Genomic DNA, 24,050 nt, shown 5'->3' on the forward strand with positions numbered 1-24,050 from the left:
GGCAAATGGCCTTCGATAGTCCCGCCGCAGGCTACCCGCCCGTCTTGCCGTCCTTGCGATGCGACCGGAACAGAAGATGGGTCGTCGCCAGATGAAAGCGCACCGCGATCTCGGCGCATTCGGGATCGCGCGCGCGGATGGCGGCGATGATCTGGCGATGGTGTTCTACGCTGCGCAGCATGTCGTCGCGGCCGTAGAAGTAGAACGAGCCGATGATGATCGGCATGTCCAGCAGGTTTTCGACCAGGGACCGCACCCGCGCGGACTGCGCGGCGTTGAGCAGGGCGTGGTGGAACAGGTTGTTGTAGTGCTGGACCTGGGCGACGTGGTCGGGCGCGCCGGAGTTGACGGCGTCCAGCATGCACTGGTTGATGCGGTCCAGTTCGTCGATCTGTTCGGGCGTGGCGCGCTCGGCGGCGGCCTTGGCGGAATAGGGTTCGAGCAGCATGCGCAGCTCGAAGGCCTCGTCGATGTCGCGGTCTTGCCAGCCCAGCACGACCGCGCCGCGCCGGCCTTCACGGGTAACCAGGCCGTCCGCGATCAGGCGTTCGATCGCGTTGCGCACGGGCGTGCGGCTGACCGAGAGCTGCGCGGCGATGTGCTCCTCGCGCAGCGGCTCGCCGGGCAGGAACGAGCCGGCCATCAGGCGGCGGCGCAACTCTCCGTATACGTAATCACTGGCGCTCGACATGACGCGGATTGGCTCTTCTCGGATGTGGAAGCTGGGACTATAACAACGGCGCGCGCGGCCATGGGCGCCGAGGCTTTGGCCGCCGCGCGAGCGGGTTCTACACCTTCACCCCGTGCTCCGCCAGACGTGCCAGAAAGCGCGGCCAGACCTCGGGATTGAGCAGACGCGCAGGCTTGCGCCCGGCGAGCATGTCCAGGATCTGCGTGGCCGACCCCTGCGCCACCTTGCAGCGGCCTTCGTGCGTGACGCCGCCCGTGTGGAAGGCGGCGGCCACGTCCGGACGCTGCAAAAGGCCGCTGCGCGGAGGCGGCGGTTCCACCTGCCACACGTCCAGGCCAGCACCCGCAATATGACCGGATTCCAGCGCCGCGAGCAGGGCGTCTTCGTCATGGATGCCGCCGCGTGCAGTGGAGACGAACAGCGCGTCGCGCTTCATCCGGCGCAAGGCGGCGGCGTCGACCATCCCGCGCGTGACGGCGTTCAGCGGGCAGTGCAGGCTGACGATGTCTGCCTGTTCCAGCAGCGCATCAAACGAGACGGGCGCGGCGCCGCGTTCGGCGATCTGTGCGTCCGTCAGCAGCGGATCGTACGCAATGACCTTCAGGCCGAAACCCGTTGCGATCCGCGCCACCCTGCGTCCGATCTCGCCGATGCCCACGATGCCGATGACGCGGCCTTCGATCTCGTGACCCATCAGGGCCTCGCGGCTGACGGCGGTGCCCGCGCGCAGTGCGGCTTCCGATTCGCTCAGCCGCTTGACCAGCGACAGCAGCAGGGCAAAGGTCATTTCGGCGACCGACGCGGCATTGGCGCCGGCCTGGTTGACGACCGCCACGCCCGCGCGGGTGCATGCGGCCACATCCACCGTGTCGTAGCCCGCGCCGCCCGACGACACGCACAGCAACTGCGGGCAATGGGCCAACAGGTCCGCCGACACCTGCCACCGCGCCGGGACCTCGTCTTTCGCCGCACTGACGTGGTAAGCATGCGCGCCGGCCAGGCCGGCCGCCGTCACGGCGTCGCCGCCGGCCGGCAGCACGCGCAGGTCCAGCGTGCCGTCCCGCGCAATCGTCTCGTCGAACACCGGATCGATCCACAGATCCAGGCGCGCGACGCGCAGTTCGGGCCTGCTGACTGCCGCATCGCTCATGGTCAGACTCCCGTGCAGCCCAATGCGCGCAGACGGGCGTCGACCCACGACGTATCCAGCGTGCCGGCGGCAATGTCCGCCAGCATCTTGGTTTCCACGTCGTGCTTGGCCGCTGCGGCCTCAAAAATGGCCTGCGCCTGCTCGTACGGCACGGCAAGCAGCCCGTCGTCGTCACCCAGGATCAGATCGCCCGGGGCGATGGTCATGCCGTCCAGCGCGACCACGCAGTTGATCTCGCCGGGGCCGTCCTTGTACGGGCCGCGGTGCGTGACGCCGGCTGCGTAGACGGGAAACGCGCTGCGGCGGATGGTGCCGCAGTCGCGGATGGCGCCGTTGATGATGATGCCCGCGATGCCGCGCGACTCGGCGTAGGTCGTCATGATCTCGCCGATGATCGCGTTGGTCAGGTCGCCGCCGGCATCGACCACGATGACGTCGCCCGGCTGCGCCAGGCTCAGCGCCTTGTGCACCAGCAGGTTGTCGCCGGGACGCGTGCGCACGGTCAGCGCGGGGCCGGCCAGCGGCGTGCCGTCGTGCATGGGCCGCAGGCGCGCGCCGCCGGCCGTCATGCGCGACATGCAGTCGCTGACGTTGGCGACCGGCACCCGGCGGAATTTATCGACCAGTTCCTTGCTGACCGCGCGCTGGCGGGCGTGGATTTCAAAACCTGTCATCACTGCTCCTGATAGCGGGATATGTACAAATCGGGTTCACTGCTTGGGAATGCCGGCTTCCTGCACGACTTTGCCGAAGGCGTCGTGGTCCGTGCGATGGCGGCGCGCCAGGTCTTCGGGCGAGCCCTTCAGCACGCTGTAGCCGGCGTCCTCTAGCTTCTTGATCAGTTCGGGGTTGGACTGCACCTTCTGCAGCTCGGTGTTCAGCGCGGCGATCACGTCATCGGGCGTCTTGCCCGGCGCCATCAGGCCCCACCAGATCGACTGGTTGATGGTCGGAAAACCGCTTTCAGGAAAGGTCGGCATGTCGGGCAGGGCGGGCGAACGCTCGCTCGCGACGACGCCCAGCGCGCGCACCTTGCCGCCGCGGATCTGCGGCAGCAGCGACGCGACGGAGCCCACGTAAATGTCGATCCGACCGCTGGCCAGGTCGGGGAACGCCTGGCTCCAACCGCGGTACGGCACATGCATCAATTCCATGTTGGCGGCCTTGCGCCACAAGTAGCCGGTCAGGTCGCCCGTGCCGCCGATGCCGGGAATGCCGAGCGAAACCTGGTTGGGGCGCGCCTGCGCGGCCTTGACGACGTCGGCGATGGTCTTGAACGGCGAATCGGGCACCACGACGAAGACGCTGGGCGAAGACGCCACGGGGCCGACCGGCTTGAAGTCCTTGAAGGTGTCGTAGCTGAGCTTGCTGTAGAGCCAGGGGTTCAGCACGATGTTGTCGGTCTGCGCCATGACCAGCGTGTGGCCGTCGGGTTGAGCGCGCGCCGTGGCGTCCAGCGCCAGGTTGCCGCCCGCGCCGGGCTTGTTCTCGACGACGATGTTCCAACCGGCGTCCTGGCTGATGGCGCTGCCGATCATGCGCGTCAGGGTGTCGGTGCCGCCGCCGGGGGGAAACGGCGAGATCAGGGTGATGGGGGACTTGCCCAGGTCGGCGCCATGCGCGGCGGCGCAGCCCAGCACGAGCGTGGCGGCCAGCAGTTTCTTGAACAGTTTCATTGTCTTCCTCACGAAGTGTTTGCAGATTCGGTCCGCGCTCTGTGGCGCGGTGGGGTTGTCAGGACTGGCGGGCCAGCGTGGTCAGCCAGGCCAGGCGCGCCTCGACGGTGTCGGGCGCCGGGGCTTCGCCCTTGGCGCGCGCGGCCTCGATGCCGCGGGTGGAGCGTGCAAAGAGCTGTTCGACGCCATCCAGGACCAGGGGCTCCAGGCCTGCTTCATGCAGCTGGTCGCGGGCCTCGCGCACTTCGGCCAGCCGGCGCGGTGCATGCAGCACGTGCGAACGCACGAACGAGTCCATGAACTCGGTCAATGGCGTGCGGTCGATGTCGGCCAGCACTTCGTACAGCGATTCGCGCAGACCCATGCGCTCGGCCGCCACCAGGCATTCGACGGCCAGGCTTTCCATGCCTTTGGTCATGATGCTGCGCAAGAGCTTCAGGCGCACCGCGTCGCCGGGTTTGCCTTCGATAATCCGGACCGTGGCGCCCGCGCTTTCGCCCAGCGCCGTCACCACGGCCGCGCCTTCGCCGGCGCATAACAGTGGCGTCTTTTCGGCGAGCAGAGCAATGGCGCCCATGATGGCCACGTCCATGAACGGGATGGCGCTCGCGGCAGCGGCGGCGGCTGCCTGCTGCATGTCGGGCGCGCTGGCGGTGGTGAAGTCCGCGTAGACGGCGCCGGTGCGCATGTGGGGAAAGGCTTGCGCGGCGACTTCCGCCGCGCTGTAGCCGTACACGGCCGAGACCACGACGTCGGCCTCGGCCAACCAGGCGCCCGGTTCGGCATGCAAGGCCGCGTCTGCGGCCTTGGCGCGATCCGCCATTTCTGCGTCCGAGCGCAGGTCGCAGATGCCGACGATGCGATGTCCTGCGGCGATCCAGGCCCGGGTGTAGCAGTGGCCGACCTCGCCGCATCCAATCAGTGCGATTTTCATCTTAGAAACACATAAAAAAAACAATACGTGTTTATAGATCCGCGAATTGAGCGAGAAAAGGCCGCGTTTACCCTAGGATATGCGCCTTACTAGTACATTAAAAAAACAAATAGCGGCTCTTTGGTTTGGCATGACGGGGAGTGGCGGAGGCGGCATCGGGCGCAGCTGCAGCCCTCGATCCGCCCAGTCTGCCTGGAAGATCCACCCCGCGCACGATCGGCGTGCAGGCGCCCCCACCCGTCACAACCTGCAATGTTTCGCCCGCGGCGCGGCGTTATTGTCTGCAAGATGCATGTCGCGCCCGCCGGGTCGGCTGGAACACCAGAATGAGGCACACCATGACTTACTCGAGCTATCACAAGAAGGACATCTTCGGCCGCCCCTTGCATGCCGAAACGCAGATGATGTCCTATGGCTACGATCCCTATCTGTCCGAGGGGGCGGTCAAGCCGCCGGTGTTTCTGACGTCCACCTTCGCGTTCCGCACGGCCGAGGACGGCGCCGCGTTTTTTGATCTGGTGTCCGGCCGCAAGCCCTTGCCGCAGGGCGAGACGGCGGGGCTGGTGTACAGCCGGTTCAATCATCCCAATCTGGAGATCGTGGAAGATCGGCTGTCGCTGCTGGATGGCTCGCAGGATGCCGCCGTCACTTCCAGCGGCATGTCCGCGATCAGCGCGGTGCTCATGGCCTTTCTGCGGCCGGGCGACCAGCTGGTGCAGTCCGTGCCGCTCTATGGCGGCACCGAGACGCTGATCGGAAAGATCTTTCCGGAGTGGGGCGTGGGTTCGCATCCCGTGGCGGACGGGCTGTCGCCGCGCAACATGCGCACCGCGCTGGAAGAGGCCGCAGCCAAGGGGCCGGTAAAGCTTTTCTATGTCGAAACGCCCGCCAATCCCACCAACGCGCTGTTCGACTTCGAGGCCATGAAGAACGAGCTGGATGCGTTCGAAACGCGTCACGGCTACCGGCCGATCTCGGTGTGCGACAACACGCTGCTCGGGCCGATCTTCCAGAAGCCGGCGGAGCACGGGGTGGATCTGTCGGTGTATTCGCTGACCAAGTATGTTGGCGGCCATAGCGATCTGGTGGCGGGGGCGGTCACCGGCAGCAAGGAGCTCATCAAGAAAGTGCGCGCGATCCGCAGCGCCTTCGGGTCGCAACTGGATCCGCATTCGTGCTGGATGATCACGCGGTCAATGGAAACGGTGGTCCTGCGCATGAAGCAGGCGGCACGCACGGCAACCCGCGTGGCGGAATGGCTGGCGGGCAATCCGCACGAAAAGGTGCAGGTGTTCCACCCGGAACTGATCGCCGATCGCGCCTACCAGGAGGTGTACAAGCGGCAATGCACCGGGCCGGGTTCGACGTTCGCCTTCGTGCTGGACGGCGGCCGCGAGCGCGCCTTCCGCTTCATCAATGCGCTGCATCTGTTCCGTTCGGCCGTCAGCCTGGGCGGCACGGAGACGCTGGTGTGCCATCCGGCGTCGACCACGCATTCCGGCGTGCCCGCGGCGGAGCGTGATGCCGCGGGCGTGTCCGAAGGCCTGATCCGGGTGTCGATCGGCCTGGAGCACGAGGAAGACCTGATCGCGGACATGGACCACGCATTCCGCAACGGCTGATCGGTACAGGCAGTGCGCCCGCACGCAGGCAGACCGCTCCCGCCGCGTCCCGGGATTTCAGGCCGGCTGAATCGCCCGGCGGGCGCGGTTCAGCAGCACGAACGCGGCAGTGCCCAGCAGCATGATCGTGGCGGTGGCGATCACCGCCGCGTAGCCTGTCTCGAAGGCGCCACGTGCCATCTCGGTCAGCGTCGCCGCGAGCTCCGCGGGCAGGCTTTCGGCGACGACGAGCGCCTCGTCCAGGCTGTCACGTGCGGCGCCGGTCGCTGCCACCCCCTCGGGCACAGACAGCGACTGCGCATACACGCCCGACAGGATCGAACCCATCAGCGTCACGCCCAGCGCGCCGCCCAGTTCATATGAGACTTCCTCGATCGACGCCGCCATGCCGGCGCGTTCGGGCGTGGCGCTTTGCATGATGGTGCTGGAGGCGGCGGTCATGGTGGCGCCGATGCCCAGTCCCAGCACGCACAGGCTGATCATCTGCGGGATCACCGCCGCATCGTAGGTCAGGAGGTACCCGCCCATACCCGCGCCTGACACCAGCAGCGACAGAAACAGCATGCGCCGGCTGCCCACGCGCCCGAGCAGAAGACCCGCGAGCGGCCCGGCGACAAAGGCGGCCAGCGGCAGGGGCAGGATGAACAGCGCGGACTGGATCGGCGACATGCCCAGCACCAGTTGCAAGCGTTGGCTGAACACCAGCTCCATCCCCAGCAGTGCCGCGGCGGCAAACAAGGCGGCGGCCACGGCCGAACTGAAGGACGCGTTGCGGAAGATGGCGAAGTCGATCAGCGGATAGGGCCGCCGCCGCTGACGGCGCACGAAAACGGCCAGCATGGCGGCGCCCGCCGCGCAGGCCACGATGGCGTGTAGCCAGGACGGCGACGCACGCCCCAGTTCCTTGAGCGCATAGGCAGACAGGATCATGCCCGCCATCACCTGCAAGGAGCCGACCAGATCCCACGGCCGCGATGCGTCGGGCTGGCTAGCCGGGATGAACCTCCAGGCCAGCGGCAACGCCAGCAGCACGATGGGGACGTTGATGAGAAACACCGAGCCCCACCAGAAATGCTCCAGCAGCAGGCCGCCCACGACGGGTCCGAGCGCGGCGCCGCCCGAGGCGACCGACGCCCAGACGCCAATGGCCACGGCGCGCTCGCGCTCGTCGGCAAACGCCAGGCGCAGGATGGACAGCGTGGCGGGCATCATCATCGCCGCGCCCACACCCAGCAGCGCGCGGGCCGCGATCAGGATGACCGCGCCGGGCGAATAGGCGGCGGCGAGCGACGCCGCGCCGAATACGGCCAGCCCCATCATGAAAAGGCGCTTGTGGCCCAGCCGGTCGCCCAGCGTGCCCATGCCCAGCAACAGGCCGGACACGACCAACGCGTATACGTTCACGATCCACAGCTTGGCGGATGCGGTGACGCCCAGTTCGTGGGTGAGCCGGGGCAAGGCGGTGTAAAGGACCGTCATGTCGACGACGATCAGCAGCAAGGCGCTGGACACGATGGCCAGCACGAGCCAACGGCCGGGGGTGGCCGCGGCGACAGCGTTCGAATGAGTCCGCTGCATGGTTCTACTCCTTTTGAAGACCGTGATTCCGGGGGCGGCGTGCGCGCTCGGGATCACGGGTTGGCATTATCCATCTACATATCCGCCATAAAAAGTTGGATTGCATCTATAAAATCGATGGATTGAAAGGAGCTCACCATGCAATGGACCTTGGACCAACTACGGCAATTCGTGGCGGCGGCGGAGGCCGGCTCGTTCTCGGCGGCGGCGCGCCGCATCGGCCGCGCCCAGTCCGCGGTCAGTACGGCGGTGGGCCTGCTGGAGGCGGATCTGGGCGTGGAACTGTTTGACCGGTCGCGCCGCAACGCGGTGCTGACGCCGGCCGGCGAGGTGATGCTGCTGGAAGCGAAAGAACTACTGCGCCAGGCGGGCGGGCTGTCGCAGCGCGCGCTGGCGTTTGCCGGTGGCCAGGAGGCGCGACTGTCGATTGCGCTGGACGAAGCCTTGCCGTATCTGGTGCTAGGCGCGCTGGCGCTGGAACTGGCCGAGCGATTCCCGGCGCTTGAGCTGACGCAGTTGAACGGCACCGCGACCGAGGTTGCCGATTACGTGCGGCAGGGCCGGGCCAGCATCGCGTTCCACTTCGACCGGGGCGACCCCGGCAGCGACTTTGCGCACCGTTCGCTGGGCAACGTGGCGCAAGGGATCTTCGTGGCGTCTGGCCATCCGCTGGCTGCGCTGCCGCAGGTGTCGCGCGAAGACCTGGCGCGTCACCGCCAGCTTGTCATGCAGATGGAAGGCGTTGAGGACATGGTGCTCAGTCCCACAGTGTGGCGCACCGACAGCTTCTACAGCATCGCGGGCATGGTGGCCGACGGCCTGGGCTTTGCGATCCTGCCGCTGAATATCGCGGAATACGAGAGCTTCAGCACCACGCTGACGCCGGTGCCGTGCGCGGAACTGGCCCTGCCGATGCTGTCCGTGCGGACGTTGTGGCTGCAAGGGGCCGTGTTGAACGAGACGGAACGCTGGCTTCAGCAGCGCATGGAGCAATTGCTGAGGGCGGGATAGCGCTGCGGAGCGGAAAGCGAGTCAGCTCAGCCGCGTCTCAGCTCAGCAGCGCGGCAACCAGATCGCTGCCCGCCTGCCGGTCACCGCTGAAATCCAGCGCGGCCAGCACGTGTTCCAGGTGTTCGTCCATCAGGGCGCAGGCGCGATCGGCGTCGCCGGCGCGCGCCGCCTCGATGAAGGCGTGATGTTCGCGCGACGAGCAATTGGCGTCGTGGGAGCTTTGATACAGCACAGTGATTACCGCGCTGCGCGCCGACAATTCGCGCAGCATGCCGGTCAGCACCGAGTTGCCCACGGTTTCGGCAAGCAGGATGTGGAACTGGCTGAGCAACCGGTTTCTCGCCTGCACGTCGCCGCTTTCCAGGGCCCGGCGTTCCTCGGCCAGATGCGCATCGATGCGGCGGAAGTCGGCGGTATTGGCGCAGGCCACGAACTCCCGGGCCAATGCCGCTTCCAGGATGCGGCGCACGGCGTAGACCTCGCGCGCCTCGTTCGCGTCGGGCTTGCTGACGAAGGCGCCCTTGTCGGGAACGATGTTGATGAGCTTGTCCTTGGACAGCATCAGGAGCGCGGCGCGGATCTTGGTGCGGCTGACCTTGTAGACCCGGGCCAGGGCCTCCTCGCGCAGCCGGGTGCCGGGCGGAAGCTTGTGCGCCACGATGGCGGCGGACACTTCCTGGGCGATGTCGTCGGCGCTGGGGTCTGGCTGGACGTCCTGATTCATGAGGCGCGGCAGGGCTGCCGGTAGCGGGAAATCGTCGGGCAGCCAGTCTAACAAAAGGCGGCCGGGGCGGCAGACATTTCTTGCATACAAAATCTGTCTGCACGCTCCTTCCTAAGGGTGCGGGGCTGCGCGCGGCGCCGGGACCGGGGCAGCAGCGCCTGCCGGCCTGCCCCTGTCCTCCCGGCGTCCGTCCCACTTGCTCGTCCCGCCAGCTTGTCGCGCTACTTGGCCATCAACCCCAGGTTTTCGATCAATGCCTTTTCCTTGACGAAGGTGGCCTGCGCCCAGGCCTTGTAGTCCTCGCTGCTGCGGTAGGCCGGTTCCTGATTGAGCTGCTTCATGACGTCAATGCTGGCCTGGTCGAACAGCGCCTTCTTGAACGCGTCATGCAGGATCTTCACGACCGCCGGGTCCATGCCCTTCGGACCGGCCAGACCATACGGCGACGTGGACACGACCTTGTAGCCCAGCTCTTGCGCGGTCGGCACGTCGGGCCACCGCGTGGTGCGCTTCTCGCCAAAGGTGACCAGCAGGCGCATCTTGCCGGAATCGACGAACTGGTCCCAACCGGTGGCGTCGCTCTGCGCCATGACATGGCCGCCCAGCAGCGCCTGCTGCATGTCGGCGTTGCCCTTGAACGGCACGTGGTTGAGCTTGACGTTGGCGTTGATGGCGATCTCTTCGATGATCAAATGCGGCGACGAGCCAATGCCGGTCGAGCCGTAATCGATCTTGCCGGGCGCCTTGCGCGCCGCCTCGATGTACTCGTTGAAGGTCTTGTACGGCGAATCGGAGCGCACCGTGAAGCCGAAGGTATAGCCCGACAGGCCCAGGATGAAGGTGAAATCGTTGATCGGATCCCAGCTGCTTTTCTGCATGTAGGGCATGCGCAGCATCGCCAGCGTGTACAGCGCGATGGTGTAGCCGTCCGGCTTGGCCGTCTTGGCCATGGTCGCCGTGCCCAGCGTGCCGCCGGCGCCTGGCCGGTTTTCCACGATGACGGGCTGGCCCAAGTGTTTCGAGGCGTCCTGCGCCACGATCCGCAGGTGGCGGTCGGTGGATCCGCCGGCCGGGAAGGGCACGATCAGGGTGATGGGCTTGGTGGGAAAGTCCGTCTGGGCGCTGGCGGAAAAGGGCAACGCGGCGCTTGCCAGCGTGAGCGTCAGGGCGGCGAGGACAGCGCGTCGCAGGGGAAGTCGGTTCATATTGTTTGTCTCCTGGTGGTTTGCCTGATGGTTGTTATGGGCGGCCGGTCAGTCGCGCAAGTCGACCTTGACGGGCAGCCGGGACAGCGCTTCGCGCAGCTGGGCTTTCAGCGGCGCGGGCGCACCGGCGCCGGCTTCTACGGCGACATCCGGTTGCGCATCGGCCAGCACGCGGAAGACGGGATCGTCTTGCGCGCGGCCAGCCGTTTGCAGGGTGCGCGCCACCACGGCCTCGACCGACACGGCGGTCGCCAGGCGGCGCAAATCGGGTTTGTAGATCTTGCCCACGTTGGTCATCGGCATGGTCTCCAGCACGACGACCCGCTTGGGCCGTGCGGGGCCTTCGTCCACGTGCTCAGCGGCGTAAGCCACCAATTCCGCCTCGGTCACCTCGCTGCCTTCGGCCAGCGTGACGAAGGCGATGGGCAATTCGCCCGCGTAGGCATCGGGGGCGCCGACCGCCGCGCAAAGCTGCACCGCCGGGTGTCTGGCAAGCGCGTCCTCGATAGTCTTGGGGTCGATGTTGTGGCCGCCGCGGATGATCAGGTCCTTGGCGCGGCCCTGCAGATGCAGGCGGCCTTCGGCATCCATCAGGCCGACGTCGCCGCTGATGAGCCAGCCGTCTTCGGTGAAGGCGCGCGCGGTGTCATCGGGGTCCAGAAAACCGGGGATGACGTTCGGCGCCTTGATCAGCACCATGCCCGGCGTGCCGGGCGGCAGATCGCGCGCGGGCTGGCCCGCGGGCATGTCCAGGCTGACGATGCGGATTTGCACATATGGCAGCGGGAACCCCACGCAGTTGACGGGGAATTCGCAGCCGGGGGGCGAGATCGAGGTGATGCCCGCCATTTCGGTCATGCCCAGGCTTTCGCTGACGTGCAGGCCGAAGAGGCGCTTGAAGCGCGCGGCCAGTTCGGCGGGCAGGGGCGCGGCGCCGGTGCGGCAGTAACGGAGCGATGAAATGTCGGCGCCGGCCAACGGCACCTCCGCCAACGCGGCCAGGATGGTCGGCACGCCCTGCAGCGACGTTGCACGGTGCTTTTCGACAAGGCGCCAGTAATTGCGCAGCACGTCGCGGTTGCGCAGCAGCAGGGTGGTGGGAATGACGGTTTCGACGCCGGACGACAACGCCGCCAGCGATGCCGGCAGCACGCCCGCCACATGAAACAGCGGATAGCCATTGATGACCACGTCGCCGGGACCTGCGTTTTGCAGCTGCACGGCCGCCCAGGCGGAAAACACCTGGTTGGCGTGCGTGTGGATCGCCAGCTTGGGCGCGCCCGTGGTGCCGCCCGTGTGGAAGTAGGCCGCCACGTCGCTGGCGCGGATGACGCGTTCGCTGACCAGCCGGTCTGAAGGCTGGGCCGCACGCGCGGCATTGAAATCCAGCGCGAAGTCCGGCAGCGCGGGGCGGTTCGCTTCGGCTTCATGCCACGGCGCTACGCGCAACAGCGACTTCAGGGTCGGCACGCGCTCCATCAGACGCAGCGCCTTGGACCACGAGCCACACTCCACGTCGGATCCATAGGCGATCAGCGCCTTGGCGCCGGCCGTCGTCATCAGCGATGCCAGCTTGTCTTCGGTGAGCAGCGGATTGAGCGGTTGAACAATGCCGGCCGCCTCGCCGCCCCAGAGGGCAAGGTGGTATTCCAGGCAGCCGGGCAGCAGCACGCCCACGGCGTCGCCTTCCCGGATGCCCAGGCTGTGCAGCAGGTTGGCGGTCTGGTGGATGCCGGCCAGCAGGTCCTGATAGGTCCAGCTGATGGCGTCGTCGGCGGGGTCCGCGCTGCGCAGGAAGGTCAGCGCGCGCCGTTCGCCAAACGCGGCCGCGGAATTGCAGAAGATCTCGTAGGTGCTTTGCACCGTCAGCGTTTCTTCCAGCGGCCGCGCCTGCAGCCGCTGGACGTCCTGCGCAGTACGCACGGGGAAGGGCGCGGCGAAGGGGCGGGAGAGGGTGGCGGAACGGGATTCGATCATGGCCGTGCGTCCGCGTTCATGCCTGCCCCAGCGCAATGTAGCGGCGCAGGTGGTGGTCTTCGTCGCCCAATTGATGGTCGATCATGACCAGGCGCTTGGCGTAGTGCGCCAGCGGCAACTCCCAGGTCATGCCGATGCCGCCATGCAGCTGGATGCATTCTTCGGCCACCAGCGTGCCGATGCGCCCGATGGTGACCTTGGCGGCCGACAGCGCGCGTTCGCGCGTGACACGGTCGGGATGGTCGACGGCGGCGGCCGCGTTGATGACGGCCGAGCGCGCCTGTTCGATCTCCAGCAGCACGTCGGCCATGCGATGCTGCAAGGCCTGGAAGCTGCCGAGCGGTGCGCCAAACTGGCGGCGCGTGCGCAGGTATTCCAGCGTGGCATCGCGCGCGCAGTCCATGGCGCCGACGGCCTCCGCGCACAGCGCCAGGATGCCGCGTCCCACGGCGCGCTCCAGCAGCGGGTAACCGGCGTCCGCCTCGCCCAGCAACGCGCCGGGTCCAAGCTGCACGTTGTCCAGCACCAGCTCCGCGGCGCGCCCGCCGTCGATCAGTCCGTAGCCCCGCAGGCTCAGGCCGGGCATGGCCTGGGTCACCAGAAAGAGGCTGATGCCGGCCTCATCGTCATCAGCGCCCGACGTACGCGCCGACACCAGGAATAGATCCGCGTATTCGCCCGCGTAGACGACCGCCTTGGCGCCATTGAGCACCCAGCCGTCGGCGCTGCGTTGCGCACGCGCCTGCACCTGGTTGAGGTCGTACCCGGATTGCGGCTCGGCGTGGGCCAGCGCGGCGGTCAGGCTGCCGGCGATCAGGCCTTCCAATGCCTCGCGCTGATCCGGCGTGCCCTTTGATGCGATCGCGCTGCCCACCATCACCGCATCCAGGAAGGGTTCCACGACCATGCCGCGGCCCAGCGCTTCAAAGACGACAGAGATGTCAAAGCCCGCGCCGCCCAGCCCGCCGTCCGCCTCGGTGAACAGCGCGCCGATGGCGCCCAGCTCTGCGTAGCGTTGCCAGAATTCAGGGCTGTACCCCTGCGGCGATTCGGCGTGGCGCATGCGGGTGGCAAAGTCGTATTGCTCGGCGACAAAGCGGCGCAGCATGTCCGAGAGCATGCGCCGGTCTTCGGTATGTTCGAAATTCATGGCCAGCCCTTACAGTCCCAGGATCATCTTGGAGATGATGTTCTTCTGGATTTCATTGGAGCCGCCGAAGATCGACAGCTTGCGGTTGTTGAAGTACTGCGCCGCGGCGCTGTTGGCGCCGTCCGGGCCGATGGGCGGCAAGTCGTAGCCGTCGTGCAGCGCCTCGGGCACGAAGGGGCGCGCGTACGGGCCCATGGCGCGGCGGTTCAAGGCGCTGATCTCCTGGCGGATCTGCGTGCCGCGGATCTTCAGCATCGAACTCTCCGCGCCGGGCGCGCCACCGCCGGCCACGGCCGCGACCACGCGCAGGTTGGTCGTGCGCATGTTGGCCAGCTCGATCTCAACGCGCGCCAGCCGCGCGGCAAAATCCGGGTCTTCGGTCAGCGGGCGGCCATGCCGTTTCTGGCTCGCGGCCACGGCCTTCAGGCGTTCCAGCGCGGCCGTGGACTGGCCCACGCCCGCAATGTTGGTGCGCTCATAGGTCAGCAGATATTTGGCGCACGTCCAGCCGCGGTTCTCTTCGCCCACCAGGTTTTCGACGGGCACGCGCACGTCCGAGAAGAACACTTCATTGACTTCGTGTTCACCGTCCAGCGTGATGATGGGGCGCACTTCGATGCCCGGGCTGTTCATGTCGATCAGGAGAAAGCTGATGCCTTCCTGGCGCCGGCCTTCCTGCGAGGTCCGCACCAGGCAGAAGATCATGTTGGCGTACTGGCCCAGCGTGGTCCACGTCTTCTGGCCGTTGACGACGTAGCTGTCGCCATCGCGCACGGCGGTGGTTTTCAGCGATGCCAGGTCCGAGCCCGCGCCGGGTTCGGAGTAGCCCTGGCACCACCAGTCCGAGCCGTCGAGAATACGAGGCAGCCAGTAACGGCGCTGCGCCTCGGTGCCGTACTTGATCAGCACGGGCCCCAGCATGCTCAGGCCGAACGGCACGATGCGCGGGGCGTTGGCCAGTGCGCATTCGTTGTCGAAAATGTACTTCTGCGCGGCCGTCCAGCCGGTGCCGCCGTATTCCTCGGGCCAGTGCGTGGCCAGCCAGCCTTGCGCGTTCAGGATCGCGTGCCATTCGGTCATGTCGTCACGCGTCAGCAGCTTGCCTTCGCCAACTTTGTCCGCCAGACGCCGGGGCAGCCTGGCGTCCAGAAAGGCGCGCACTTCGTCGCGGAAGGCGATTTCTTCGGGGGTGAATTCCAGATCCATGCGGGTCTCTCAGTAAATTTCAAACAGGCCGGCCGCGCCCATGCCGCCGCCGATGCACATCGTGACGACGGCGTAGCGGGCGCCGCGGCGGCGGCCTTCGATCAGGACGTGGCCAGCCAGCCGCGCGCCGGTCACGCCGAAGGGGTGACCCAGCGCAATGGAACCGCCGTCCACGTTCAGGCGGTCCATGGGGATGCCCAGCTTTTCCTGGCAATACAGGGCCTGCGAGGCGAATGCCTCGTTCAGTTCCCACAGGTCGATGTCCTGCACTTTCAAGCCGTGGCGCGCCAGCAGCTTGGGCACTGCGTAAACCGGGCCGATGCCCATTTCGTCCGGCTCGCAGCCGGCGATGGCAAGGCCGCGGAACGCGCCCAGCGGACGGATGCCGGCGCGCTGTGCCTCGGCCGCTTCCATCAGCACGCAGGCGGCCGCGCCGTCGGACAACTGCGAGGCATTGCCCGCCGTGACGAACTGGCCTTCGCCGCGCACGGGCGCCAGGCCGGCCAGCGCCTCGTAAGTCGTGCCGGGACGGTTGCAGGTGTCCTTGTCCACCGTCACTTCGCGTTCGGTGACGGCGCCGGTGGCGCGGTCCGTGACGGACATGGTGGTGGTGACCGGAATGATTTCCTCGCGGTAGCGGCCCGCCGCTTGCGCGGCCTCGGTGCGCGCCTGGCTTTGCGCGGCAAAGCGGTCCTGCGCCTCGCGGCTGATGCCGTAGCGGGCAGCCACGATGTCGGCGGTCTCGATCATGGGCAGATAGAGCTCGGGCTTGTTGGCGACGATCCACGGGTCCATGCCGCTGACGCCATCGTCGCGGGTGCGGATCTGCGACACCAGCTCGACGCCGCCCGCAATCACGGCGGGCGCGCCGTCCATTACGATGCGGCTCGCGGCCGACGCGATCGCCTGCAGGCCGGATGCGCAATAGCGGTTGATGGTGGCGCCGCCGACGCTGACGGGCAGCTCCGCGCGGATCACGGCCTGGCGGCCGATGTTGCGCCCGGTGGCGCCTTCCGGATAGCCGCAGCCGATGAACGCGTCTTCGATCAGCGCGGGGTCGATGCCGGCGCGGTCCACGGCGGCACGCACGGCGTGCGCGGCCAACGTGGGCCCGGCAATCAGGGTGAATTCGCCGCGCCCCGCCTTGGTAATGGGGGTGCGGGCAGTGGAAACGATGACGGCTTCACGCATGAGAGTTCCTAGGATGAATTCGGATCAGGCGGCGTTCAGGCTGCCGAAGGTGCGGCCGGACTCGGCCAGTTCCACGAGCAGCGGCGACGGCTTCCAGAACGCGGGGTCTTCCTTCGCATAGCTGCGGATGTCGGCAAGAATGCTTTGCAGGCCCACGCTGTCGGCGTAGTGCATCGGGCCGCCGCGGTGGCGCGGAAAGCCATAGCCGGACAGGAACACGACGTCGATGTCGGACGGGCGCAGCGCGATGCCCTGGTGCAGCACGTTCGCCGCTTCGTTGACCATCGCGGCCAGGTAGCGGCGCAGGATGTCTTCCTGCGTGAACGGCCGCGGCGTGACGCCGGCGCGGCGGCGTTCTTCGTCGATGATGGCAAGCACTTCCGGGTCCGGCGTGCCCTGGCGCGCGCCGTCGGGGTACAGATAAAAGCCGCGGCCGGTCTTCTGACCAAACCAGCCGCGCTCGCAGAGGCGATCAGGAATCTGCACGTAGCGCAGCGCCGGGTCGCGCGTGGCGGCGCGGCGTTTGCGCGTCGCCCAGCCGATGTCTCCGCCGGCCAGATCGGCCATCTGGTACGGACCCATCGGATAGCCAAACGCGCGTATGGCGGCGTCGATGTCATAAGGCGAGGCGCCATCCTCCATCATCATGTCCGCCGCCTGCCGATGCACGGCCAGGATGCGGTTGCCGATGAAGCCATCGCACACGCCCGCGCGCACGGGAATCTTGCGCAGCCGGCGCGCCAGCTCGAAGCCGGTTGCCACGGTGTCCGGCGCGGTGTGGCGGCCGACGACGATCTCCATGAGCTTCATGATGTTGGCCGGCGAGAAGAAGTGCAGCCCCAACACGTCGGCCGGTCCGCGCGTCGCTTCGGCGATGCGGTCCACATCCAGGTAAGAGGTGTTGGTGGCCAGCACGGCGCCAGGCTTGGCAACGCGATCCAGTTGCGCGAAGACGGCCTGCTTGACGGCCATGTCCTCGAACACGGCTTCGATGATGAGGTCGGCCTCGCCCAGCGCGTCATAGCTGGTGGCGCCGGTGTAGCGCGCCATGCGCGATGCGCGGTCGTCGGCGGTGATCCGGCCTTTCTTGACCAGCAGGTCGTACACCTGCTCGACGCGCGCGCGGCCACGTGCCAGCGCGGCCTCGTCCTGTTCCACCATCACGACCGGCAGGCCCGCATCGAGCACGGCCACGGCAATGCCCGCGCCCATCGTGCCGCCGCCGACGATGCCCACGCGCTCAAGCCGGCGCGAGCGCGCTTCCTTCAGCTCGGGAATCTTGGCGGTTTCGCGCTCGGCAAAAAACGCGTGGACCAGCGCCGCGCGCTGCGGGCTGTCCAGGCATTGCAGGAAGAGCGCGCGCTCGATGCGCAGGCCTTCGTCGAAGGGCTGTTCAATGGCTGCGCGCACCGCGTCGACGATCTTTGCAGGCGAATACAGGCCGCGGGTGGTAGCGGCGACGCGTTCGGCGGCGGCATCCACCACCGCCAGTTGCGCTTGCCGGTCTGAAAGAGCCTCGGCCGCATCGCGCGTGCGGCGCGGGCCGGCGTTCAGCGCCAGCAGTTCGCGCGTGTAGGCAAGGCCTGCGTCCAGCGCATCCTCCTCTGCGGACAGCACGTCGACCAGCCCCGAAGCCAGGGCGGCTTCGGCGGGCAAGTGCTTGCCGGTCAGCATCAGGTCCAGCGCGGCTAGTGCGCCCATGAGGCGCGGCGCGCGCTGCGTGCCGCCCGCGCCGGGCAACAGGCCCAGGTTCACTTCGGGCAGGCCCAGCTTGGCAGTGGCCAGCGCCACGCGATAGTGCGCCGCCAAGGCAATCTCCAGCCCGCCGCCCAGCGTTGCGCCGTGCAGCGCCGCCACGACGGGCTTGGCGCTGGCTTCGATCTGGTTGCATAGGTCGGGCAGCAGGGGCGGTTGCGGCGGCTTGCCGAACTCGCGGATGTCTGCGCCCGCGATAAAGTTCTTGCCAGCGCCCATCAGCAAGATCGCGCGGACCCGCGCGTCCGTCTGCGCCTGTGTGATGGCGTCGGACAGGTCTCGACGCACGGCGGCGCTCAGTGCATTCACGGGGGGATGGTCGATGACGATGACCAGAATGTCTTCGTAGCGGCGCGTCTGGGCCGCGCCGGTGCTTGCGCTGTCTGTCATGGACAGTGTCTCCAATGATGCTTCCTGCTCGCGCGCCGCGCCGGCATGCCGGTGCGCCGGCGCCTGGCGCGAACGGAGCCTTGGCGGGCCAGGGGTGGCCCGTCTCTTATGGCTTTATTCTTTCGCAGCAAAGATGTCTTGACAATGACATCGATAATTGACACTACGGATAAGAAAATTTGACAATGCACGGCAAGGAGCGCCGCCATGGACACCAAATCCCTTACCCTGCTGGTCGAAATCCTGGACGCGGGCAATCTCAGCGAAGCCGCGCGCCGCCTGAAGATGACGCGCGCCAACGTCAGCTATCACCTGAGCCAATTGGAGCGTTCGGTCGGCATGCAGCTGGTGCGGCGCACGACGCGGCGCGTGGAACCCACCGAGATCGGCCTGAAGCTGTACAAGCACGGGCGCAGCATCCAGGATGAGCTCGCAGCCGCGCGCGAATCGATCGAAACTCTGGGCAAGACACCGCAGGGCAAGGTGCGCCTGAGCGTGCCCAGCGGCTACGGGCAGTTCGTGATGACGCCCTGGCTGCTTGAGTTCAAGAAAACCTATCCCGACATCGTGCTGGACGTGCTGTTTGAAAACAGCGTCGAGGACCTGCTGCGCGACGAAGTCGACATTGCTGTGCGCATCATGTCCGAACCGCCGCAGCATCTGGTCGCGCGCGAACTCGGCCAGGTCCGCTACGTGGCCTGTGCGTCCAGGGACTACGCGGAAAGCCGCGGGCTTCCCCAGCGGCCCGAAGACCTGGCCGGCACGCCCGTCATCAGCGCCGCCGTGATCGGCCGGCCGCTGCGCCTGTCGGCGTACTACGGCGGGCAGCCCCGCCAGCATGTCGTCCTGGAACCCACCGTCATTTCCCGCAACTATGCCTTCCTGCGCGACGCCATCCGCGCGGGCCTGGGCGTCGGAGTGGTGCCGGATTATGTGGTGCACGAGGACATTGCGCGTGGCGAGCTTGTCCCCGCGCTGACCGATTGGCGCTTGAGCATTTTTGGGCGCGGCATGTATATGCTGTACATGCCCAATCGCCACCATCCGCGGGCGCTCGCAATGATCATTGAATTCATCCTGGAGCGGGCGCAGCGGCAGCACGAGGGCGAGCCGGGTCTGCTGGCAATCAGCAGCGGCTGAACCTGCCGGGCACGCAACTTGCTGACGGCCTTCGCAAAACGGATGTGAGGGGAAAGATGGACAGCGCGACGCCAGTGGTCACTTCGCCGCAGAGGGAAGGCCCGGAACCTGTAGCGGCCGAGGCCGCCGAAAAAAAGGCCGAGCCGGCGGCGGCAAAGCCCGATCCTTCCGAGGAAAAAGTCACGGCGCAGGACGCCGGCCTCATCAAGCCGCCGTCGCCCACGCCGCTCGTGCGCGTCAGCGGCTTCTGTCTGGTGACGCTGACTGTCCTTGCCGTGTTGTTTGGCCTGAAGGCGGGGCAGGAATTCATCGTTCCGGTGGTGATGGCGATTGTGGTCGCCTATACCTTGGATCCCGTCGTCGCCCTGATGGAGCGATATCGCGTGCCGCGCTCGCTGGGCACCATCATCGTGATGTCGGCCATCGCCGTCGGGATCGTGGGCGTCATCTACGTCACGCAGGACCAGGTCGCCGACATCATCAATGCGCTCCCCGAGATATCTAGCAAGCTGTCCCGCACGCTGGGCGGCCTCTTGAGCGGCGACGGCTCCCTGATGGAAAAATTGCGCAACGCAGCAAGCATCCTGCAGGAGTCGGGTGCGCCCAAGCCCGGCGGTCGCGTCGTCGTGGCCAAGTCGGACGGCGGGCTGAGCGACATCCTGCTGTGGGGCTCCAAGGGGCTGGCCACCTTCGTCGGGCAGGCCACCATGTGCGTGTTCCTGGTTTTCTTCCTGCTGCTGTCGGGCAACGCGTTCAAGCGCAAGTTCGTCAAGATGGCCGGCAAGACGTTGTCGCAAAAGAAGATCAGCGTGCACATGCTGGACCAGATCAACAACTCGATCCACATGTACATGGCGATGATGCTGGTGACCAATGTGGCGCTGGGGCTGCTGTCATGGGGCGCCTTCCGCCTGCTGGGACTGGAAAACGCCGCGACCTGGGCGGTGGTGGCGGGCGCGCTGCACATCATCCCGTACTTCGGCCCGCTGATGACGGCGGTCGGCACTGGCGTCGCGGGACTGGTGCAGTTCGGTGAGCTCGGCCCCGCACTGGCCATCTCCATGAGTTCCGTCGCCATTGCGTTGTTGATGGGCGTCGTCGTCACCACCTGGATGTCTGGCCGCATCGCACGGATGAACGCCGTGGCCGTGTTCATCCTGCTGCTGCTATTCACGTGGCTATGGGGCATCTGGGGAACGCTGCTGTCCGTGCCCATTGCCTTCATCGCGAAGGTGGTGGCCGATCATATCGAAGGGTTGGAGGCGTTGTCGGAGTTCCTGAGCGAGTAGGGCGGATGGCGGTTCCCGGGTGCAATAGCCTGGCCGCCATCGATTGGTATGCTCGGGGCTTGCATCACCGGATTCTTCATGACCGAAACTTCCCAGACCCAACGAATCGCCGGCGCGCACACCGCGCTGGATGCCGATGCGCGGCGCGTGCAATTGCGCCGCATGAAGATCGGGGCGCTGGCGCTGCTGGTCGCCATGGTCAGCGGCTTCATCACCAGTCACGTCATGGGCGGGCAGGGCGCGTGGGCCTGGGTGCGGGCGTTTTGCGAGGCAGCCACCGTTGGCGCGTTGGCCGACTGGTTCGCCGTGGTTGCGCTGTTCCGGCGGCCGATGGGTCTGCCCATTCCGCACACCGCCATCATCCCCAGCAACAAGGACCGCATCGGCGACAGCCTGGCGATCTTCGTGCGCGATCACTTCCTGGACCCCGACACCCTCATTGAAAAGCTGCGCGTCTTCGATCCCGCCGCGCGGCTGAGCCGCTGGCTGGCCCGGCCCGCGCAGGCGCACGCCCTGAGCGATGGGGCCCGCCGCGTGGCGCTGCAGACGCTGGACCTGCTGGACGATCGGGCCGTGCGCGGTGTCATCCAGGAATTCGTCGTCAGCAATCTGCGCCGCTGGGATGCGGCGGGCACCGCCGGCGAGGTGCTGGGCCTGTTGACCCGCGACGGGCGGCACCAGGAGCTGCTGGACGCCGCGATGGAACGCCTGGGCGGCTACCTGGCCGAGGAAGACGTCAAGGAGCGCGCGGCGACCCTGCTCGTGAAGTTCGCCCGCAAGGAATGGCCGCGCATCATCGCCGCCGTTGACGTGGTCAAGTCCGTCGACAACATCGCCGACAACCTGGCCGACCGCCTGGCGCGCGCGCTGGTCGAAGAGCTGCGCGACGTGCTGTCCGAGCCCGACCACCCCGTGCGCCGCGACTACGAGGCGTGGGTGATGAACTACATCGAACGCCTGACGACCGACCCGGCGCTGGCCAGCCAGGTCGAAGCCCTGAAGCAGCGCGCCATCGACCACCCCAAGGTCCAGGAATACGTTCAAGGCCTGTGGGACGACATCCATGCGGCGCTGCGGCGCGACCTGGCGGACGAACATTCCGCGCTGGCCGCGCATCTGGAAAGCGCGCTGCTGGCGCTGGCGCGCAAGCTTGGCGAAGACCCCGGCCTGCGAGAAGCCATCAACAACCACATCCTGGGCGGCGCGCGGCGTCTGACCGGACGGCTGCGTGTGGGTGTCACCGAGCACATTTCGCGCACCGTCAAGAACTGGGACGAACGTCATCTGGTCGACGAACTGGAACTCAGTGTGGGGCGCGATCTTCAGTACATCCGCTTCAACGGCACGCTGGTGGGCGGCCTGATCGGCGTGCTGCTGCATGCGGTGGTCCTGATCGTGAACGGTTAGGCAGGGTCTTCGGCCTTTCCCCACACCGTGTCACAACCTTGTATCAGGAACGAAGTTTTCTGGCGGACCGCCCGGCCCCGGTGCTATCTTCATCTGCGCCGCCGGCTGCGCGAGGCGCGCCTTACCGATGGCCGCCCGCAGCTTGCGGGCATCTTTCCCGGAGGCAATTCATGAAGAAATTCTCGATGCTTGTCACGGCGCTGGCATTGGCGGGCGCGTCCAGCGCGGCGCTGGCCGAAGACGTCTCGATGTCGTTCCTGACGCCCGATGGCGTCGGCAAGAGCGCCGGCACCATCACCCTGAAAGACACCAAGGAAGGGCTGCAATTCACGCCCCACCTCAAAGGCCTGCCGCCCGGCGAGCGCGGCTTTCATGTGCACGAGAAAGGCTCGTGCGAGCCCGGCCCGGTAAGCGGCAAGACCGCGCCGGGCGGCGGTGCGGGCGGGCACCTGGATCCCAAGGGCACCAAGGCGCACAAGGGGCCGATGGCGACCGACGGACATCAGGGTGACCTGCCGTTCCTCACCGTCGCGGCCGATGGCAGCGCGACGAAAACCGTGCTTGCGCCGCACCTGAAGCTGGCTGACGTGAAGGGCCGGGCGTTGATGATCCACGCTGGCGGCGACAACTACAGCGACAAGCCCGAGCCGCTGGGCGGCGGAGGCGGACGTATCGTTTGCGGCGTCGTGAAATAGGGGGAGTGCGCCCGCGGGCGCTTTCCTCAAGCCGTGCCGTTGCGGCCGTACTGCCGGTAGCCGTCGCGCTGCGCCAGCCGGTCGTAGTACGCCGCCACGGCTGGCAGCGCGGGCTTTTCGAACGGCGTCTCGAACCAGCGGTTCACCGACAGCCCCACCGGAATGTCGGCCAGCGTGAATGCATCGCCGGCCACATAAGCGCCGGTGGCGGCCAGCCGCTGGTCCAGAATCCCCATGAACCGGGCCCAGTCGCGGCACGACGCCTCGATGGCGGCCTCGTCCCGGTGCGCGGGCGACTGCCGCGCCAACGCCATGAAGGCGTAGCTCCAGGACCGGTTCAAGTCGGTTGCCTGCCAATCCATCCACTGGTCCACCCGCGCCCGCAGCTTCGGCTCGGCCGGATACAGGTGTTGCCCCTGATACTGGCCCGCCAGATAGCGGATGATGGTGTTCGACTCCCACAGCACGAAATCGCCATCCTGGATCACGGGCACCATGGCATTGGGATTGCGCGCCAGAAACTCCGGTTCGGACGTGGGCCGGAAACCGCTGCCCCAGTCTTCGCGATCAAACGGCAAATTCAGTTCAGCGCACGTCCACAGCACTTTACGCACGTTGATGGACGAGGCTTTTCCCAATATTTTCAGCATGTTGGCTACCGCGGGCAGGGCGCTTTTCGGAATCGAAGGTCGTCGCAGTCTAGCGGGCCGGGGAACGTGCCGCCATATACAGATTCGGGCGCCGGCAGGCAGAACAGATGCCGGGGGAACGGCACGTGACGGACAAGACCACCTCGCCGCTATCCACGCGCTCCTACATTGCCGACACCGTTGCGCTGATCCTGTTCTTTACGACGACAGGCATCATCAATGAGCGCTGGATCGCGGGAATGACGTGGGAACAGGTGTTCCACGCGCGGCTGATCGGCGGTGCGCTGATGATTCCGGTAGGTAGGCCTTACGGTCTCTGGCGCGATTGGATAATGCGGCGCGCGAAGGACACGCGCGTATCCCGGCTGCTTTGGGATAGCGTGGCGCTGATGACTTTCCAGGTGCCTATTTACGCCGCGATCATCGCGATCAGCGGGGCATCGGGCGAGGGTCTGGTGCGAGGGATATTGGGCGCGGCCGTGATGATGCTGGTGCTGGGCCGGCCTTACGGCGCGTTTTTGAATGCGATCAGGCGCGTGTTCGGCCTGCCGCCGGGAGGATCGCGGCCGATGTCGCTTAACGAGTAAGCCGTGCGCTTGGGCCTGTCGT

21 protein-coding genes are annotated in these 24,050 nt (G+C 66.9%); 7 read left to right on the forward strand and 14 right to left on the reverse strand.

Annotation, left to right across the window (positions count from 1 at the left end):
* Positions 1 to 31 precede the first annotated feature (31 nt).
* The 5 genes from HV681_RS00580 to HV681_RS00600 form a co-directional block, all read right to left on the reverse strand.
* Entirely contained in the window at positions 32 to 691 is a 660-nt protein-coding gene (locus HV681_RS00580; RefSeq protein ID WP_175121215.1) for a GntR family transcriptional regulator, read from the reverse strand.
* Positions 692 to 788: 97 nt separating this feature from the next.
* Positions 789 to 1,841 (reverse strand): NAD(P)-dependent oxidoreductase, encoded by a 1,053-nt coding sequence (locus HV681_RS00585; protein WP_175121216.1) that lies wholly within the window; start codon positions 1,839 to 1,841, stop codon positions 789 to 791.
* Positions 1,842 to 1,843: 2 nt separating this feature from the next.
* Positions 1,844 to 2,515 carry an RraA family protein gene (locus HV681_RS00590; RefSeq protein ID WP_175121217.1) on the reverse strand — a complete coding sequence of 224 codons (672 nt, stop codon included), beginning with the start codon at positions 2,513 to 2,515 and terminating at the stop codon, positions 1,844 to 1,846.
* A gap of 36 nt (positions 2,516 to 2,551) precedes the next feature.
* Positions 2,552 to 3,517 (reverse strand): Bug family tripartite tricarboxylate transporter substrate binding protein, encoded by a 966-nt coding sequence (locus HV681_RS00595; RefSeq protein ID WP_175121218.1) that lies wholly within the window; start codon positions 3,515 to 3,517, stop codon positions 2,552 to 2,554.
* Positions 3,518 to 3,575: 58 nt separating this feature from the next.
* The gene (locus HV681_RS00600; RefSeq protein WP_175121219.1) at positions 3,576 to 4,451 is read right to left on the reverse strand and encodes an NAD(P)-binding domain-containing protein; all 876 of its coding nucleotides are present in this window, start codon (positions 4,449 to 4,451) and stop codon (positions 3,576 to 3,578) included.
* A 338-nt stretch (positions 4,452 to 4,789) separates the two neighbouring features.
* Between HV681_RS00600 and HV681_RS00605 the strand changes: the two genes are divergently transcribed.
* Complete coding sequence (locus tag HV681_RS00605) at positions 4,790 to 6,073, forward strand: cystathionine gamma-synthase family protein (RefSeq protein WP_175121220.1); 1,284 nt, start codon at positions 4,790 to 4,792, stop codon at positions 6,071 to 6,073.
* Between the two features lie 57 nt (positions 6,074 to 6,130).
* On the opposite strand, the gene HV681_RS00610 is transcribed toward HV681_RS00605, so the two are convergent.
* On the reverse strand, positions 6,131 to 7,651 hold the full coding sequence (locus tag HV681_RS00610; protein ID WP_175121221.1) for an MFS transporter: 1,521 nt from the start codon (positions 7,649 to 7,651) through the stop codon (positions 6,131 to 6,133).
* A 138-nt stretch (positions 7,652 to 7,789) separates the two neighbouring features.
* Between HV681_RS00610 and HV681_RS00620 the strand changes: the two genes are divergently transcribed.
* Positions 7,790 to 8,662 carry a LysR family transcriptional regulator gene (locus HV681_RS00620; protein WP_175121223.1) on the forward strand — a complete coding sequence of 291 codons (873 nt, stop codon included), beginning with the start codon at positions 7,790 to 7,792 and terminating at the stop codon, positions 8,660 to 8,662.
* 37 nt (positions 8,663 to 8,699) lie between these two features.
* Here HV681_RS00620 and HV681_RS00625 read toward each other — a convergent pair whose 3' ends face one another.
* The 7 genes from HV681_RS00625 to HV681_RS00655 all read right to left on the reverse strand — a co-directional run bounded on the left by HV681_RS00625 (position 8,700) and on the right by HV681_RS00655 (position 18,260).
* On the reverse strand, positions 8,700 to 9,386 hold the full coding sequence (locus HV681_RS00625; RefSeq protein ID WP_175121224.1) for a GntR family transcriptional regulator: 687 nt from the start codon (positions 9,384 to 9,386) through the stop codon (positions 8,700 to 8,702).
* Positions 9,387 to 9,607: 221 nt separating this feature from the next.
* A complete protein-coding gene (locus HV681_RS00630; protein WP_175121225.1) occupies positions 9,608 to 10,591 on the reverse strand; it encodes a tripartite tricarboxylate transporter substrate binding protein in 984 nt (327 codons plus the stop codon).
* A gap of 48 nt (positions 10,592 to 10,639) precedes the next feature.
* Positions 10,640 to 12,568 (reverse strand): acyl-CoA synthetase, encoded by a 1,929-nt coding sequence (locus HV681_RS00635; protein ID WP_175121226.1) that lies wholly within the window; start codon positions 12,566 to 12,568, stop codon positions 10,640 to 10,642.
* 16 nt (positions 12,569 to 12,584) lie between these two features.
* Entirely contained in the window at positions 12,585 to 13,718 is a 1,134-nt protein-coding gene (locus HV681_RS00640; protein ID WP_175121227.1) for an acyl-CoA dehydrogenase family protein, read from the reverse strand.
* A gap of 9 nt (positions 13,719 to 13,727) precedes the next feature.
* Positions 13,728 to 14,924: an acyl-CoA dehydrogenase family protein gene (locus HV681_RS00645; RefSeq protein ID WP_175121228.1), complete on the reverse strand. Its 1,197-nt coding sequence runs from the start codon at positions 14,922 to 14,924 to the stop codon at positions 13,728 to 13,730.
* Positions 14,925 to 14,933: 9 nt separating this feature from the next.
* Positions 14,934 to 16,115: an acetyl-CoA C-acyltransferase gene (locus tag HV681_RS00650; RefSeq protein ID WP_175121229.1), complete on the reverse strand. Its 1,182-nt coding sequence runs from the start codon at positions 16,113 to 16,115 to the stop codon at positions 14,934 to 14,936.
* 24 nt (positions 16,116 to 16,139) lie between these two features.
* Positions 16,140 to 18,260 (reverse strand): 3-hydroxyacyl-CoA dehydrogenase NAD-binding domain-containing protein, encoded by a 2,121-nt coding sequence (locus HV681_RS00655; RefSeq protein ID WP_175121230.1) that lies wholly within the window; start codon positions 18,258 to 18,260, stop codon positions 16,140 to 16,142.
* 207 nt (positions 18,261 to 18,467) lie between these two features.
* Here HV681_RS00655 and HV681_RS00660 point away from each other — a divergent pair, with 207 nt between their 5' ends.
* The 4 genes from HV681_RS00660 to sodC all read left to right on the forward strand — a co-directional run bounded on the left by HV681_RS00660 (position 18,468) and on the right by sodC (position 22,791).
* A complete protein-coding gene (locus HV681_RS00660; protein ID WP_175121231.1) occupies positions 18,468 to 19,400 on the forward strand; it encodes a LysR family transcriptional regulator in 933 nt (310 codons plus the stop codon).
* 56 nt (positions 19,401 to 19,456) lie between these two features.
* Positions 19,457 to 20,689 (forward strand): AI-2E family transporter, encoded by a 1,233-nt coding sequence (locus HV681_RS00665; RefSeq protein ID WP_175121232.1) that lies wholly within the window; start codon positions 19,457 to 19,459, stop codon positions 20,687 to 20,689.
* 78 nt (positions 20,690 to 20,767) lie between these two features.
* On the forward strand, positions 20,768 to 22,096 hold the full coding sequence (locus tag HV681_RS00670; RefSeq protein ID WP_437340371.1) for a DUF445 domain-containing protein: 1,329 nt from the start codon (positions 20,768 to 20,770) through the stop codon (positions 22,094 to 22,096).
* A gap of 170 nt (positions 22,097 to 22,266) precedes the next feature.
* The gene (gene sodC, locus HV681_RS00675) at positions 22,267 to 22,791 is read left to right on the forward strand and encodes a superoxide dismutase family protein (RefSeq protein ID WP_105239237.1); all 525 of its coding nucleotides are present in this window, start codon (positions 22,267 to 22,269) and stop codon (positions 22,789 to 22,791) included.
* 26 nt (positions 22,792 to 22,817) lie between these two features.
* On the opposite strand, the gene HV681_RS00680 is transcribed toward sodC, so the two are convergent.
* Positions 22,818 to 23,441 carry a glutathione S-transferase family protein gene (locus HV681_RS00680; RefSeq protein WP_175121233.1) on the reverse strand — a complete coding sequence of 208 codons (624 nt, stop codon included), beginning with the start codon at positions 23,439 to 23,441 and terminating at the stop codon, positions 22,818 to 22,820.
* A 125-nt stretch (positions 23,442 to 23,566) separates the two neighbouring features.
* Here HV681_RS00680 and alaE point away from each other — a divergent pair, with 125 nt between their 5' ends.
* Complete coding sequence (gene alaE / locus HV681_RS00685) at positions 23,567 to 24,028, forward strand: L-alanine exporter AlaE (RefSeq protein ID WP_254594848.1); 462 nt, start codon at positions 23,567 to 23,569, stop codon at positions 24,026 to 24,028.
* Positions 24,029 to 24,050 lie beyond the last annotated feature (22 nt).

It is taken from the genome of Achromobacter animicus (genome assembly GCF_902859585.1).
GTDB classification, from domain to species: Bacteria; Pseudomonadota; Gammaproteobacteria; order Burkholderiales; family Burkholderiaceae_B; genus Achromobacter; species Achromobacter animicus.

Excerpts from the sequence above, each read along its gene's own strand:
- HV681_RS00590 (WP_175121217.1), bottom strand. The coding sequence starts at position 2,515 with ATGACAGGTTTTGAAATCCACGCCCGCCAGCGCGCGGTCAGCAAGGAA.
- HV681_RS00670 (WP_437340371.1), top strand. The coding sequence starts at position 20,768 with ATGACCGAAACTTCCCAGACCCAACGAATCGCCGGCGCGCACACCGCG.
- HV681_RS00655 (WP_175121230.1), bottom strand. The coding sequence starts at position 18,260 with ATGACAGACAGCGCAAGCACCGGCGCGGCCCAGACGCGCCGCTACGAA.
- HV681_RS00580 (WP_175121215.1), bottom strand. The coding sequence starts at position 691 with ATGTCGAGCGCCAGTGATTACGTATACGGAGAGTTGCGCCGCCGCCTG.
- HV681_RS00635 (WP_175121226.1), bottom strand. The coding sequence starts at position 12,568 with ATGATCGAATCCCGTTCCGCCACCCTCTCCCGCCCCTTCGCCGCGCCC.
- HV681_RS00660 (WP_175121231.1), top strand. The coding sequence starts at position 18,468 with ATGGACACCAAATCCCTTACCCTGCTGGTCGAAATCCTGGACGCGGGC.
- HV681_RS00620 (WP_175121223.1), top strand. The coding sequence starts at position 7,790 with ATGCAATGGACCTTGGACCAACTACGGCAATTCGTGGCGGCGGCGGAG.
- HV681_RS00585 (WP_175121216.1), bottom strand. The coding sequence starts at position 1,841 with ATGAGCGATGCGGCAGTCAGCAGGCCCGAACTGCGCGTCGCGCGCCTG.
- sodC (WP_105239237.1), top strand. The coding sequence starts at position 22,267 with ATGAAGAAATTCTCGATGCTTGTCACGGCGCTGGCATTGGCGGGCGCG.
- HV681_RS00595 (WP_175121218.1), bottom strand. The coding sequence starts at position 3,517 with ATGAAACTGTTCAAGAAACTGCTGGCCGCCACGCTCGTGCTGGGCTGC.
- HV681_RS00625 (WP_175121224.1), bottom strand. The coding sequence starts at position 9,386 with ATGAATCAGGACGTCCAGCCAGACCCCAGCGCCGACGACATCGCCCAG.
- HV681_RS00680 (WP_175121233.1), bottom strand. The coding sequence starts at position 23,441 with ATGCTGAAAATATTGGGAAAAGCCTCGTCCATCAACGTGCGTAAAGTG.
- HV681_RS00640 (WP_175121227.1), bottom strand. The coding sequence starts at position 13,718 with ATGAATTTCGAACATACCGAAGACCGGCGCATGCTCTCGGACATGCTG.
- HV681_RS00645 (WP_175121228.1), bottom strand. The coding sequence starts at position 14,924 with ATGGATCTGGAATTCACCCCCGAAGAAATCGCCTTCCGCGACGAAGTG.
- HV681_RS00610 (WP_175121221.1), bottom strand. The coding sequence starts at position 7,651 with ATGCAGCGGACTCATTCGAACGCTGTCGCCGCGGCCACCCCCGGCCGT.
- HV681_RS00665 (WP_175121232.1), top strand. The coding sequence starts at position 19,457 with ATGGACAGCGCGACGCCAGTGGTCACTTCGCCGCAGAGGGAAGGCCCG.
- HV681_RS00600 (WP_175121219.1), bottom strand. The coding sequence starts at position 4,451 with ATGAAAATCGCACTGATTGGATGCGGCGAGGTCGGCCACTGCTACACC.
- HV681_RS00630 (WP_175121225.1), bottom strand. The coding sequence starts at position 10,591 with ATGAACCGACTTCCCCTGCGACGCGCTGTCCTCGCCGCCCTGACGCTC.
- HV681_RS00605 (WP_175121220.1), top strand. The coding sequence starts at position 4,790 with ATGACTTACTCGAGCTATCACAAGAAGGACATCTTCGGCCGCCCCTTG.
- HV681_RS00650 (WP_175121229.1), bottom strand. The coding sequence starts at position 16,115 with ATGCGTGAAGCCGTCATCGTTTCCACTGCCCGCACCCCCATTACCAAG.